Consider the following 14,904-nt stretch of genomic DNA (forward strand, 5'->3'; position numbering starts at 1 on the left):
ATTTTATCTGTAGATGGGGCTGCTAGAAGTTAAAAAAGGGCTGAACGGCCCTTTTTTAAATTTACAGTAGTCTAGATGCGGTTCTGAACATTTGCATTAATATATAATATATGCTATAATTTGCTTCAGAAAATAGATAAGGAGATGAGGAGTTGCCGGATATTTTTGAAAGATTATTTCGAGAAATATGTCAAAGGGATAAGTGGATTGATTTCGAAAAACCATTATTAGAAGACATGATGGAAGAACTGCGCAAACTAAAAAGTAAGAACCTATATCATCCTAGAGTTTCCAATGGACTTTTAAATCGTGCTTATCTTGATACTCTAGCCGCTAAGAAAAGGGAAATATTAGAAAAGGTTCGGCTAAAAGAGGGACCCAGTGTAAAATTAGCTAGAATCTGGCCGGAATTGATTGCCGATTTACTCAAGGAACAGGAATATACTGAAAGAGTCTCTAATATTTTTAATGATAATCGGAATCTTAGACGTTTAGTCAGATTATCACCTAAAGAATTAGAAGAAGAAAAATTTCTAATTTCCATAATTGATGAACCCTTAGATGAAGAATCCTTTAATGAATATTTAAATTTAAAAGATAAGTACTTTCCTTATGATGGATTCGAAATTACAACTAAATTAGAAATGGCCTTAATTAAAAATAGAGAATTATATGCGGAATTGCAGAAAAAAATTAAGCAAAATGAACTTAAACATAATAGTTTAGCTGCGAAACTTGAATCAGCTCGACAAAAAGAAAAGACTGTGTCTGGAGAGGAAAAATCTGAATACGTAAATCAGGAGCCACAATTATAAAAAACTGCTTCGTTTTAAAAAACGAAGCAGTTTTTTTATAATTTCCCTCTGCAGGAAGCGACAGCAAATAAAAGATATGGTAAAATCGGGGTAGAAATGGAGGTTCTTAAATGCGCAGCAAAATAGATAATTTAGTACCATATGATCCAGGACTAACATTAGAACAATTAGAAAAAAAATTGGGTAAGCCTATTCTCAAATTAGCATCTAATGAAAGTTTATGGGGTCCAACTCCAAAGTTAAAGGCTTATTTACAAAATAATTTAGAGAGATTAAATTTCTATCCAGATGGAACTGGTGGAAAATTAAAAAACATTTTAGCCGAATTTTGGGGTCTTTCTTCGAGCAATTTATGTTTAGGTAATGGTGCCGATGAACTAATCTTTATGTTGACAGCGGCTTTTTTAGATCCATGTGAAAAAGTTATTATTCCTACCCCAACATTTAGTAGTTATGGTATTGCGGTAACAATTGTCGGTGGGCAAATTATTGAGGTACCCCAAAAAAATTTAGCAATAAAATTAGATTCTTTAGTACCTTTTTTAACACCGGAAATAAAAATGATTTTCCTTTGTAATCCCAATAATCCTACTGGTACTTATTTTTCCGAAAAGGAATTAGAGAATTTTTTAAAAAAAGTAGGTGAGGAAACTTTAATTATTTTAGATGAGGCTTATATAGATTATGTGCAGGCCGAAAATTTTCCTTGTTCACGAAAATTAGTGAAAAAATATCCTAATTTAGTGATTTTACGTACCTTTTCCAAAGCCTATGGTTTAGCCGGTTTACGTGTTGGTTATGCTGTTTCTGCAACAAAAACGATTCGACAATTAGAAAAGGTTCGCCCCCCCTATAATGTTAATACTTTAGCTCAAGAAGCTGCTTATGTAGCTTTTCAAGATAAGAAGTATTTGACTAGGGTAATAAAAGAAACTTGTGAAGAACGCGAGTATCTGATTCGGGAATTGACCCCAAAGGGTCTGAGGGTACTTTCCTCCCAAACAAATTTTATTTTAATAAATATCAAAAACTCCCCTGTAGTTTGGGAAAAACTAAAAAAGGAGGGAATATTGGTTAGAAAAATGACTTCTTTCGGTTTAGAAGATTGGTTAAGAATTACCGTACCCCCTCGAAAGTTTAGGGAGCAACTGCTGATTTGTTTAGAAAAATGTTTAGGTAATTGATTTTTGTAGATATTTACCATTTTTGAAGGTTTGTGTAATACCATTAATTACACTAGTTAAAGGATCAGGAGCAAGTAAAATAGGGATTTTTAAGGCAGTATGAATTGCCTGATCAAGATTTTTAAGTAGAGAACCACCTCCGGTTAGGGTTAATCCCATTTGCATGATATCTGCAGCTAATTCCGGGGGTGTTCTTTCTAAAGTAACTTGAATCGCTTCAATAATTGAGTTAATTGGTTCAATAAGAATTTCACTGATTTGTTCAGCCGTTATTACTTGAATCGTTGGCAGACCTGTAGCCAAATCCCGTCCTTTAATTTTATGTTTGGTAATAGGGGGATTACAGGCATAACCAAATTCAAGCTTTATTTGTTCGGCAGTATGATTGCCTATTTCCAAGTTTATCTGTCTTTTAATACCCCTGATGATGGCCTGATTTAAAGAATCACCACCAAGTCGAATAGATTTTCCCACTACAATGCCACCTAAAGAGATAATGGCTACTTCCGTATTTCCTCCTCCAATATTAACCACCATATTTCCCAAAGCTTCATCAACTAATAAGCCTGCACCGATGGCTGCGGCAATTGGTTCTTTAATTAAATTAGCTTCACGGGCCCCAGCTTGAATGGCGGCCTCACGCACTGCCTTTCTCTCCACTTGGGTTGTTCCTAAGGGAACACTTACTAATACTTTAGGTTTAATTAAGCCCAACCCTTTTTTAGCTTTACTAATAAAATATTTAAGAAGTACCTTGGTAGTTTGATAATCATCAATCACCCCACTTTTTAATGGTCTGATAGTAATAACATTATGAGGGGTACGATCAATCATTTCATAGGCAGTTTTACCTACGGCTAAAAGATCACCACTTATCGTGTGAAAAGCCACTACCGAAGGTTCATTAGCGATAACACCTTTGTTTTTTATACATACCAATACATTAGCTGTTCCCAAATCGATTCCCATGTTATTGCCTTTGGAGGTCATTTTTTCACTTCTTTCACAATAATATTTCGGCTGTATCCATAGTATTGTTAAATATGAAAAAAATAATTATTGCATTAGGGAACAAAATATGGTTAAATTATTTCGTTATCAAAGTCCTGGTTAAATAGTTAAAAGAAAGTGGTGACACTAAATGACGCAAAAATCATTAAATCAGAATAAATTACCAATTTATGATGCTCTGCAAAATTATAGGGTTGAACAGACAACTTCTTTTCATGTTCCAGGTCATAAACAAGGACAAGGTAATTTGGAAATGGCAAAACTGCTAGGTGAATCTTGTTTAAAATTAGATTTAGCCTGTATGGAAGATCTTGATTTTCTCAGTCGCCCAGAAGGGGTAATTAAAGAAGCCGAAACTTTGGCTGCCAAACTTTATGGAGCTGAAAATGCCTATTTTTTAGTTAATGGTACTACTTCTGGTATTCAGGCCATGATTATGAGTGTTTGTCAACCTGGAGATAAAATTATTATTCCACGAAATATGCACAAATCCGTAATTAGTGGTTTAATTTTAAGTGGTGCTCAACCAGTTTATTTGGAACCAGAAATTAATACTTTTTGGGGTATAGCCATGGGTGTTAAACCAGAAACAGTATTAAAAACCTTAAAGGAACATCCAGAAGCTAAAGGTGTCTTTTTAATTAATCCTACCTATTATGGAGCAGCTTCTGAATTAGAAACTATTATTAAATTAGTGCATACCTTTGGCAAACCTGTTTTGATAGATGAAGCTCATGGGGCCCATTTAAAATTTGATTCCCGTTTGCCTATCTGTGGAATAACAGCTGGAGCTGATTTGGTAGCAAGCAGTACTCATAAATTGGGTGGTTCATTAACTCAAAGTTCTTTATTGTTACAACAAGGTAAGTTGGTAGATCCGGCAAAATTAAGAACAATGTTAAATTTAATACAAACTACCAGTCCTTCTTATTTGCTTTTGGTTTCTTTAGATATTGCTCGTAAACAATTGGCTCTACAGGGTGAAAAATTAGCAAATAAAATGTATACCTTAGTTCAACAGGCTAGAAAAGCAATTCGAGAAATTGATGGTTTAGTATTACTTGGGGAAGAGATTATCGGTGAACCGGGATGTTTTGCTTTTGATCCCACAAAAATTGTAGTTAATGTTAGGGAATTAGGATTATCAGGATATGAGTTTGCTCAAATCTTAAGAAAAAATTATCAGATACAAGTTGAGCTAGCGGATTTATTTAATATTTTGGCTTTAGTTAGTATTGGTGATACTCCGGAAACCTTAAATAAGTTAGTCAGGGGTTTAAAAGATTTAGCCAAATCAAGACCTTTAAAAAAAATGGTAAAATATGCTTTACCTTTGCCTCGATTACCGGAAATGGTTTTAACACCGCGTGAAGCCTTTTTTGCCCAAGGCAAATCATTATCCCTTGAGGAGGCAATTGGTGAAATTTCTTCGGAAATGATAATGGCTTACCCACCCGGGATTCCTTTAATTTGTCCGGGTGAAAAGATTACCCAAGAAATTGTTGATTATTTAAATCTTTTTACACGGGAAAAAATCAAATTACAAGGAATGCTAAATCCTGCACGGCGACAAATTAAAGTAGTAGCTGAAACTGGTTCAAAAACTATAAGGGATTCACACTGGCAGGCTATTTAAAAAAGAGTGCCCCAAATGGCACTCTTTTAATTAATAATTCCCAAACAGCGATATTCTATCTGGCCCAAATTTCCCGTAATTGGTAAACCGTGGGCCTTTTGTAATTGCTGAACACCTTTTTTGGTACCGCGTCCAAAAATACCATCAGCAGAACCATCATAAAAACCTCGGCGCCATAATTTTTCTTGAATTAAAGTAAGGGCACTATTTTTGTCACCAGGTTTTAAATTTTTCATCCCACCAGATTGATAACTAAAAGGATTACCAATAACAATTACCGGTGTACCGATTTTAATCCAGGGATATAGTGTCTCTACATGATGATTAAACATACGAAAACAACCTTGACTAGCCATGGTACCAATTGAACCTGGTTTATTAGTACCGTGAATACCGTAAATTCCCCAAGGTACATTTAAACCTAACCAACGTGTACCAAAACCACTGCCCCAATTTACGCCTTTATTGATAATTTTCCAGTGTCCGATGGGAGATGGAGTGCGTGCTTTACCTATAGCTACGGGAAATTGAGCATAAGGTTCTTGATCATCAAAAACTATTAATCGAAAACGAAAAGTATCAATCAAAAGAGTTATTTCTCCCTGTGGTGCCTTTTTTTCTTGTGCCAAAACTAAAGGGCTAAAAATTAATGAAATAAACAAACTAATAATTAAGATTTTATATTTAATAATTACGGCCTCCTTCCCCAGAAAAACATATAATGTTTAAAAGGGTGATAAAAATGAGTTTTGGACTAGTTTTGTCAGGTGGCGGTCTACGGGGGGCAGTACATATAGGAATCTTACAGGCTTTGGAGGAAATTAACCTTAAGCCTGCTTTTATAGCTGGAACCAGTGCTGGTTCACTGGTAGCAGGTTTATATGCTTATGGTTATTCTCCCCAAGAAATTAAATATTTAGCAAAAAAAATAAATAAAGATCTTTTCGATTTAAATTATTGGGGAATTATCAGCTCTTTATGCAAGGTTTTTAAAGGAAAAAAGCCGACAAATAGCGGACTTATTTTAGGAAAACGCCTTGAGAAATATTTTTTTGAATTAACAAGGGGCATTAAATTAAATGAATTAAAATTGTCTTTAGCAATTACCGCGGTTGATATCAATAATAGTGAGATTATAGTTTTTACCTCTAGTGATAGACGACTTTTAAGACGACCTGATTATCATTTTTTTTCCGACGTAACTTTAGCTGCTGCAATGCGGGCTAGTATTTCCCTACCTGGTATTTTTTGTCCTAAAATAATCAAAAAAAGATGTTTAGTTGATGGAGGGATTAGAGCTTATTTACCAGTAGAAATAACACGACTTTTAGGTGCTAAAAAAGTCATAGCCGTTAATCTCGGCTATGGTGGGGAACCAGTTCCTAATGTCCAAAACTTTTGGGAGATAACTTTACAAGCATTGGATTTAATGATTTATCAAATTACACAACCTAGTATGTATTCTGCGGATTTACTTATCTCACCTCAAGTAAACATTGGACCGATTAATTTAGGAGCTATGGAATCTTTAATTAACTGTGGTTATCAGGCACTTTTAAAATCACTACCGCAAATTAAAGGACTTTTCGGTGATTAACAGATGATAAAGTTAATAAGAACAAATCTATGATATACTATAATAGTGAGGGATGAAAATATGGAAAAAACCTATTTTATAATTACATTTGGCTGTCAAGCCAATGAACATGATAGTGAAATTTTAGCCGGTTTACTAGTTAAAAAAGGTTATCAAGCAGCCACTAGTATAGATAAAGCAGATTTAATACTTTTTAATACTTGCTGTGTCCGCAAAAAAGCGGAAAACAAAGCTTTAAGTCAGATCGGTGAATTAAAAAAACTTAAAAAACAAAAACCTGATTTAATGATTGGGGTATGTGGTTGTATGGTTCAGCAGAAAAATATGCCTCAAAAAATACGTCAGCGGGCACCACATGTTGATTTGATTTTTGGTACTCATAATTTAGAACAAATCATAACTTTAATTGATCAGGTGTTAAAAACCAAAGAACCACAAGTTCAAATTTTACCAGATCGAAAAATAATTGTGGAAAATCTGCCCAAAATAAGGGAAAAGCCATTTAAAGCTTTAGTAAATATTACTTATGGCTGTGATAATTTTTGTACCTATTGTATTGTACCTTATGTTCGGGGGAGGGAGAAAAGTCGCCAACCCGAAAATATTTTAAAAGAGATCAGCCAGTTGGTAGATGATGGTGTGAAAGAAGTATTATTATTAGGGCAAAATGTAAATTCTTATGGACGAACTTTAATTCCACCTTTTTCCTTTGGAGAACTTTTAAAAAAGGTAAATGAAATTCAGGGTTTAAAAAGAATTCGTTATTTAACTTCTCATCCACGTGATTTCAAACCAGAATTAATCCAGATCATCAGTCAATTAGATAAAGTATGTAAACATTTTCATTTACCATTACAGTCAGGTAGTAACCGGATTTTGCGTAAAATGGGGCGTGGTTATACAGGAGAAGATTACCAAAAATTAGTACAAGAAATACGCCGTCTGATGCCTCAAGCAAGCATCACCACTGATTTAATCGTAGGTTTTCCAGGTGAAAGTGATGAGGACTTTAAAGATACACTTGAATTAGTAAAGAAATTACGTTTTGATTCAGCTTTTACCTTTATCTATTCTACACGTTCAGGAACACCTGCTGCCAAATTACCAGATCAAATTCCTTTAAACATTAAAAAAGCTCGTTTACAAGAATTAATGCTAATCCAAAATAAAATAAGTAAAGAAATTAATGAAAGCCTTAAAAGACATATTATTGAAATTTTAGTAGAAGGAATTAGCAAAAAGGAAACAAGTGTTTTAGAAGGTAAAAGTGAAACTAATAAGACAGTTTTATTTATAGGGAAAAAGAATTTAATAGGTAAATTTGTGCAAGTAGAAATTACCGAACCACAGACTTGGATTTTAAAAGGTAAAGTAGTAACAGGAGGGGGAAAAGAAGAGTATGTTGGGACAAACCCCAATGATGCGACAATATCAAGAAATTAAAAATCGTTATCCCGAAGCCATTCTTTTTTTCCGCTTAGGTGATTTTTATGAAATGTTTGGTTCTGATGCCATTTTAGCGGCTCGGGAACTAGATATTACTTTAACCGGCCGTGATGCCGGTAGGGAAAAACGCGTCCCGATGTGTGGGGTGCCTTACCATGCTGTTGATAGTTATTTAGCTAAATTAATTAAAAAGGGCTACAAAGTTGCCATCTGTGAGCAGGTTGAAGATCCTAAGGAAAGCAAAGGAATTGTTAAAAGGGAAGTAGTTAGAGTAGTAACCCCAGGAACTGTTTTAGAACCACAGATTGTTGAAGAAAGTGTAAGTACATTTTTAGCTGCTTTATATGAACACCGGACCAATTATGGCTTAGCCTTTTGTGATGTATCCACAGGAGAGTTTTGGCTAAGCGAGTTTAATAAATCCGAAGGCCAACAAGTTTTAAAAGACGAATTATACCGTTTACAACCACGTGAAATTTTACTTTCACAAAAACAACAAACACAATTTACACAAATTTTGGCTTGTTTGGAAAATACGTTATTAACCAAATCCGAAGAGACCGTTTTTAACATTACTAGAGGGCAACAGATTCTATGTGAACATTTTCAGGTACCATCACTAGAAATTTTCGGCTGCCAAAACATGAGACCAGCTTTAGCTGCTTCGGCTGCCATTTGGGATTATCTTTTAGAAACACAAAAATCGGTACCACGACAAATAAAAAAATTACAAGTTTACTATCCAGAAAAATATTTGGCTTTAGATACTACTACTATACAAAATTTAGAACTTATAAAAACACTTCGTTCCCAAGATGTGAAAGGTAGTCTTTTAGATTTATTGGATAAAACTAAAACTGCTTCTGGAGCTAGATTACTGCGTCAATGGCTGCAAAAACCTTTAACTAACCGTAAGAAAATAGAAGAACGTTTAGATGCTGTTGAAATTTTAACAGAAAACTGGTCACAGCGGTGTGAAATACGTGAACTAATAAAAGAAGTCTATGATTTGGAAAGATTAATGACTCGTGTTTTATATGGACGAGCAAACCCCCAAGAATTACTTTCCTTAAAAAACTCCTTGACCATCTTACCTGCACTAAAAACAATTTTGAATCAATTGACTAAAGCAGCCTACTTAATATTTTTAAATGACAATTTAGATCCACTTGAGGATCTGGTTTCACTTTTAAATTTAGCCTTAGTAGATAATCCTCCCTTTAATTTAAAGGATGGGGGAGTAATTAAGGCCGGGTTTAATCAAAAAATTGATCAATTTAGAAAGGTAAGCAAACAAGGCAAGGAATGGATAGCTCAATTAGAGGTTCGCGAAAAAGAAAAGACAGGTATAAAATCGCTAAAGATTGGTTACAATAAAATATTTGGCTATTATTTTGAAGTCACTAAAGCCAATTTGGGCCTAGTTCCCGAATATTTTAAAAGAAGACAAACCTTAGCTAATAGTGAACGGTATTTAACCGAAGAATTAGAAGAATTAGCCAATCAAGTATTAGAAGCTGAAGAAAAATTACTGCCTTTAGAAGAACAAGCTTATCAGGAGCTCTTGAAAAAAATAGGTAAGGAAGTCCAACGTGTGCAAAAAACAGCTTATGCTCTGGCTCAAATTGATGTTTTACAGTCTTTGGCAGAAGTGGCTGTCCAAAATTCTTATGTACGCCCCCAGCTTTTAGAAGCCAAAAAAAATTATTTTAATTTTTCCGATTTAAGACATCCCCTTGTGGAAAAAGTATTATCAAAAAGTGAGTATGTACCTAATGATTTGGCTATGCCGGATTCTATTAATTTTTATATCTTAACAGGTCCTAATATGGGCGGCAAAAGTACTTATTGTCGAAGTATCGCCCTAGCCATTATTATGGCTCAGATGGGAAGTTTTGTACCTGCACGTGAGGCGGTCATTTCTTTACGAGATCGTGTTTTTGCACGTGTAGGTGCTAGTGATGATTTGCGTAGTGGTCAAAGTACCTTTATGATGGAAATGAATGAAGTAGCCAATATTTTAAATCATGCCAGCCCCCATAGTTTAGTTATTTTGGATGAAGTAGGTCGCGGCACTAGTACCTGTGATGGTTTAAGTATGGCTTGGGCTATTAGTGAATATTTAATTAGGGAACTACAAGCCAAAACACTTTTTGCTACCCATTTTCATGAATTAACTGCCCTTAGTGAACTTTACGATAGTATTAAAAATTTGACTGTAGCTGTACAAGAAAAAGGTGAAGAAATAATATTTTTACATAAAATTATTCCCGGAGCCACTGATAAAAGTTATGGGATTCACGTGGCTAGACTTGCTGGTTTACCAGAAGTAGTAGTACAGCGGGCCCGGGAAATCCTGGCTAATTTCGAAGAAAAAAAAGGTACACAAATCAATCCCCATAAATTAACGAAAGCCGAATTTATACGCGAAGAACCTGATCCAATTTTACAACTTGGACAAGAATTATTAGTACGTATTCAAAACTTGGATCTTTTAGCCATGACACCTTTAGAGGCAATGAACGTACTTTATCAATTGCAAGAAGATATTAAAAAGGAGGGGGAAATTTGTTAATAGGTATTGATATTGGCGGAACTTATACTGATGGGGTTTTGTGTGATCAACAACAGGTAATTAAGTCCATTAAGGTTCCCACTCAAAAAATAATTTCACATTCCATAGAAAATGCTTTAACCCAACTTATAAAAGATTGGGAACCAAGTAAAATTAAGCAAATTACTTTAAGTACGACTTTAATTACCAATTTAATTATGGAAGAAAAATTGGCCAAAACCGGAATGCTCCTTTTTCCAGGGCCAGGAGCTGATCCTCAGCAATTAAAATTTGCTTGTCCTCTACAAATTTTAAAAGGGGCAATTGACTACCGAGGAAGAGTTATTGAGTCTATCGATTGGTCTGCCGTAGAAAAAGCAGTAGAGTATTTTTTAAAGCAGGCAATAACTCATTTAGTTGTTGCCGGTAAATTTAGTCAGCGTAATCCAAATCTAGAATTAAAAGTAGTTGAATTTATTCGGGAAAAATATTCTGAACTAAAAGTTATACCTAGCCACCAAGTTAGTGGACTATTAAATTGGGTAAGAAGAAGCAATGGAGCCTACTATACTTTAACAACCCAGGAAGCTAATTATCAATTTCGAGAAAAGATCATTAAAACACTACAAAAATTAAATTTAAACTGTCCTGTTAATATTTTAAAAGCTGATGGGGGAACCCTACCTTTAGATACATCCCTAAAGTTCCCTCTGGAAACAATTTTTTCTGGACCAGCGGCAAGCACGTTGGGAGCTTTAGCTTGTACTGGTGAAAATACCACTGCTGTGGTTATTGATATGGGAGGGACTACAACTGATTTGGCTCTTTTATTAGCTGGAAAACCCCTATTAAGTTCCCAAGGTGCTTTTATAAAAAAATATCCCTTACCAGTTCGTTCTTTAGCAATGGCCTCTTTAGCTTTAGGTGGTGATACACCATTAGAAATAAAAAACGGAAAATTAAGTTTTGGCTTTCGTCAAGGTCAGGCACTTTGCTTAGGTGGTCCAAAATTAACGATCAGTGATATCCTCGTTTATAGTGGTTATAGTAAATTAGGGACACCTGAAAGCGTAGTGGTGGCAATTGAAAAAATATCCGGAGAATTAAATCTTACCTCTAAAGAATTTGCTCAATTAGTCTTGAATAAAGTAATTAAAAAAATAGAGCTAAAATTAGCCGAAATGTTTAAATCCTGGGAGGAAGAACCAGCTTATCGTATCTGGCAAGTACTTTCCCCACAAAAGGAACGACCGCGTATCTTAATTTGTTTAGGAGGCCCAGCTAGCGGCATAGGGAAATATTGGCAAGAAAAAGAAGCTTGGCAAATAATTGTACCCCCTTTGGCGGAAGTCGCCAATGCCCTTGGAGCCGCCTTAGCTAAAACTACTTTAATCATGGATTTGTTTATCGACACAGAACAAAAAATCTATACTACCAATTTGGGGGGACTACAAGGTGATTTAACCCATAAATTAAGAAATATTGATGAAGCCAAAAAATTTGCCCGCGAACTTTTTCAGCAGGCAGCCCAAGATTGGCATTTGGATCCTACTGAATCATTAGAAATATTATATGCCGAAGGTTTTAACATTGTACGTGGTTGGGAAACAAGGGGCAGGATTTTTCAAATAGGCCTGCAAACTGTGCCCGGAATAAAGACTTTTTTAAAGGGGGCGGAAAGGAATGCATAAAACTGGTATAATCTTTTTTCCGGCTTTTGATTTGGCTATTAGTCCCACTCATCCGGAACGTGAGGAACGTTTACTTTATACACGTGATCAAATTTTCGAAGAAGGTATCCTAGATCATCCACAAATTGTTGAATATACACCGCGCTTGGCCGAGGAAAAAGATATCCAAAGGGTACATTTTTGTGTACCAGATATTGCCGCCCAAACCACCACAGCACATTTCATTTCTGCTGGCAGTGCCCTAAAATTAGCTGATGCCTTAATGACTGGAGAAATTAAAAATGGTTTTTCTTTGGTCCGACCTCCTGGACATCATGCTTTACGAGTAGTCCATGGTAATCGTGGGTTTTGTAATATTAATAATGAGGCAATTTTAGTGGAATATTTACGACAGCGATACAAAATAAAAAAGATAGTAATAGTAGATACTGATGTACATCATGGTGATGGAACACAGGATATTTTTTATCATGATCCTGATGTTTTATTTATTTCGCTTCATCAAGATGGACGCACCCTTTATCCGCGAACTGGATTTGTCAATGAAACCGGAGGACCAGGGGCCTATTTAAAAACCATTAATATTCCTTTACCTCCAGGCACTACCGATGAAGGTTTTTTAAAAGTCTGGCGAGAAATCATAAAACCTATTTTAGATGATTTTGCACCAGAATTAATTATTAATTCAGCCGGACAGGATAATCATTTTACTGATCCCCTAGCCAATATGTTAGTAAGTAGTCAAGGCTATGCTCAATTAACCAAAGAATTAAAACCTGATTTGGCTGTATTAGAAGGTGGTTATGCCATCGAAACCGCCTTACCATATGTTAATTTAGGAATTTTATTGGCCTTGGCTAATTTAAATTATAGTTTTGTAGTCGAACCAGAGGGCCAGGCAGAAAAGTTAAAACAAGCAAAAAGTGTAAGTCAATATATTGATGAAATAATTATCTATTGGCAGAAAAAAATGTCGGAAATCCCGCCAAGTAAAGAGGAACTATTTGCCGGAAAAAAAGTATATACTACAAATAAACATCATTATTATGATACAGACAATATTCGTGAGCAACAACAGGAATCCGTATTTTACTGCCCAGATTGTCCAGGTCTTTATCAGGTAATTTCACAAAGCAGACGGGGATATGGACGTGATTATTCTTTAAAAGGAATAAGTATACCCCTTTATGCTTGTCCCCAGTGTGAAGAAAAAGGTGCTAGTCTCTGGCATAAGGCACAAAAAGAAAAATTATATGATCTTTATTATTTGCAAGATAAAAAAAATGATCTTTATATACAGGAAAGCAAATAAAGGGGAGAGAAGATTGTGTCTAAAATCCATCTTTTAGATGAATTAACAGCTAATCAAATTGCGGCCGGAGAAGTAATCGAAAGACCGGCTTCAGTAGTAAAGGAATTAGTGGAAAATTCAATAGATGCTCAAGCCCAAAAAATTATCGTGGAAGTAAAGGCAGGAGGACTAAAGGAGATTAAAGTAAGTGATAATGGTTTAGGTATGTCCCCAAAAAACTTACTATTAGCTGTAAAGCGTCATGCTACTAGTAAAATAGAGGTGCTAAGTGACTTAAATCATTTACAGAGTTTGGGATTTCGGGGTGAAGCCTTGCCGAGTATCATTGCCATAGCCAAAGTAGAAATTTTATCACGTGAACCCCAGGATAATTATGGGACAAAACTAGTAATTTCAGGGAAAAAGAGACTTGCTTGTGAACCAGTAGGTATTCCCATAGGTACTACAGTCAGTGTAAAAGAGCTCTTTTTTAATACACCAGCACGTAAAAAGTTTTTACGTGCTCCTGGCTATGAAAGTGGTTTAATCTATGATATTCTGATGAAATTTTCTTTGGGCCATCCCCAAATTGACTTTGTTTTTCAACAGGATAATGAAATACGTTTAAATACAACTGGCATTCGTTCAGCAGCAGATTTAATGGAATATTACTATGGTCGACGAGTAAAAGATGCCTTAGTTGAAATTAAGGGCGATCTTTCCACAGGCTCACTTAAAGGACTTTTAAGCGAACCTACTTGTTCACGGGCTAATCGTAAAGCAATCACTCTGTTTATTAATCAACGTCAAGTTCATTCACCTGAACTTTTAAAAGCAGTTGAACAAGGATATGAATATCTACTTCCCAAAGGACAATTTCCTTATGTACTTTTACATTTAACCCTTGATCCCGCCACAATTGATGTAAATGTACACCCCAGTAAATTAGAAGTACGTCTGCGCGATCCAAGTTTAGTAAGTGAAGTTAAGGATATACTGAGTAAGAGCTTATCCAAACCGCAAAAAATACCACAAATGACTACAATTAAAAAACCGCAGAAAAAAAAATTGCAGGAAACACAGACGGTTTTCCGGGAATTTTATAATTGGGAATATAAAGCCATTCCTCGTAAAACAGCTATCTCACCTAATTTACCTATCCCAGAAAAAAAAGAAGTAAGTCAAATTTTAAATATTTATAAGGTAATTGGTCAATTGAATCAAACCTTTATTTTAGCCGAAGGAGAAGCAGGGCTCTATATTTTTGATCAACATATCGCTCACGAAAGGGTCATTTTTGAGCGTTTGTTGGCTCAGGCAAATAAAGGCCCCTTGGAAAGTCAAATTTTGTTAGAACCCTCAGCCCTCCATTTAACACCACTTGAAGAGGAATTAGTCATAAAATATATTTTACCGTTAACCGATTTAGGTATAATCCTGGAAAATTTTGGTCCGGGAAGCTATCTTTTGAGAGCCGTACCTGCTGGGCTAAAAGATTCACCCCCTGATTTCTTTTATTCCCTTTTAGAACATCTAGAAACAAATAAAGGAAGAACAACTAGTTTAGATTTAAAAAAAGAATTTTTAACACATACCGCTTGTAAAATGTCAGTTAAAGCCAATACTAAACTCAGTTTACAAGAAATGGAGCAATTATTGCATGATTTAGGTAAAACTAA

At 35.2% G+C, this 14,904-nt stretch carries 11 protein-coding genes; 9 read left to right on the forward strand and 2 right to left on the reverse strand.

All coding sequences use genetic code 11. The features are described 5' to 3' along the window. Nucleotides 1–152: 152 nt before the first annotated feature. Together GX687_06455 and hisC are read left to right on the forward strand one after the other, a co-directional pair. Complete coding sequence (locus GX687_06455; protein HHX97078.1) at nucleotides 153–815, forward strand: hypothetical protein; 663 nt, start codon at nucleotides 153–155, stop codon at nucleotides 813–815. Between the two features lie 110 nt (nucleotides 816–925). Continuing rightward, on the forward strand, nucleotides 926–1,999 hold the full coding sequence (gene hisC, locus GX687_06460; protein ID HHX97079.1) for a histidinol-phosphate transaminase: 1,074 nt from the start codon (nucleotides 926–928) through the stop codon (nucleotides 1,997–1,999). Here the strand turns inward: hisC and GX687_06465 are convergent. Then, complete coding sequence (locus tag GX687_06465; GenBank protein ID HHX97080.1) at nucleotides 1,988–2,968, reverse strand: rod shape-determining protein; 981 nt, start codon at nucleotides 2,966–2,968, stop codon at nucleotides 1,988–1,990. The two genes, hisC and GX687_06465, sit on opposite strands and share 12 nt — an antisense overlap. A 172-nt stretch (nucleotides 2,969–3,140) precedes the next feature. On the opposite strand from GX687_06465, the gene GX687_06470 reads away from it, so the two are divergent. Beyond that, nucleotides 3,141–4,646: an aminotransferase class I/II-fold pyridoxal phosphate-dependent enzyme gene (locus tag GX687_06470; protein ID HHX97081.1), complete on the forward strand. Its 1,506-nt coding sequence runs from the start codon at nucleotides 3,141–3,143 to the stop codon at nucleotides 4,644–4,646. A 26-nt stretch (nucleotides 4,647–4,672) separates the two neighbouring features. Here GX687_06470 and GX687_06475 read toward each other — a convergent pair whose 3' ends face one another. Further along, complete coding sequence (locus tag GX687_06475) at nucleotides 4,673–5,275, reverse strand: L,D-transpeptidase family protein (protein ID HHX97082.1); 603 nt, start codon at nucleotides 5,273–5,275, stop codon at nucleotides 4,673–4,675. A 113-nt stretch (nucleotides 5,276–5,388) separates the two neighbouring features. Here GX687_06475 and GX687_06480 point away from each other — a divergent pair, with 113 nt between their 5' ends. The 6 genes from GX687_06480 to mutL all read left to right on the forward strand — a co-directional run. Then, a complete protein-coding gene (locus GX687_06480) occupies nucleotides 5,389–6,243 on the forward strand; it encodes a patatin-like phospholipase family protein (GenBank protein HHX97083.1) in 855 nt (284 codons plus the stop codon). A gap of 60 nt (nucleotides 6,244–6,303) precedes the next feature. After that, on the forward strand, nucleotides 6,304–7,686 hold the full coding sequence (gene miaB, locus GX687_06485; protein ID HHX97084.1) for a tRNA (N6-isopentenyl adenosine(37)-C2)-methylthiotransferase MiaB: 1,383 nt from the start codon (nucleotides 6,304–6,306) through the stop codon (nucleotides 7,684–7,686). Next, complete coding sequence (gene mutS, locus GX687_06490) at nucleotides 7,643–10,264, forward strand: DNA mismatch repair protein MutS (protein HHX97085.1); 2,622 nt, start codon at nucleotides 7,643–7,645, stop codon at nucleotides 10,262–10,264. Before miaB ends, mutS begins: the two co-directional genes overlap by 44 nt. After that, nucleotides 10,258–11,934 carry a hydantoinase/oxoprolinase family protein gene (locus GX687_06495; GenBank protein HHX97086.1) on the forward strand — a complete coding sequence of 559 codons (1,677 nt, stop codon included), beginning with the start codon at nucleotides 10,258–10,260 and terminating at the stop codon, nucleotides 11,932–11,934. Before mutS ends, GX687_06495 begins: the two co-directional genes overlap by 7 nt. Continuing rightward, complete coding sequence (locus GX687_06500) at nucleotides 11,927–13,246, forward strand: histone deacetylase (GenBank protein HHX97087.1); 1,320 nt, start codon at nucleotides 11,927–11,929, stop codon at nucleotides 13,244–13,246. The genes GX687_06495 and GX687_06500 overlap by 8 nt, the downstream gene beginning before the upstream one ends. Before the next feature lie 15 nt (nucleotides 13,247–13,261). After that, nucleotides 13,262–14,904 (forward strand): DNA mismatch repair endonuclease MutL (mutL, locus tag GX687_06505; GenBank protein ID HHX97088.1); only part of this gene is annotated, 1,643 nt, incomplete at its 3' end.

It is taken from the genome of Clostridia bacterium, assembly GCA_012841935.1.
Taxonomy (GTDB): Bacteria; Bacillota; Peptococcia; order DRI-13; family DTU073; genus DUTS01.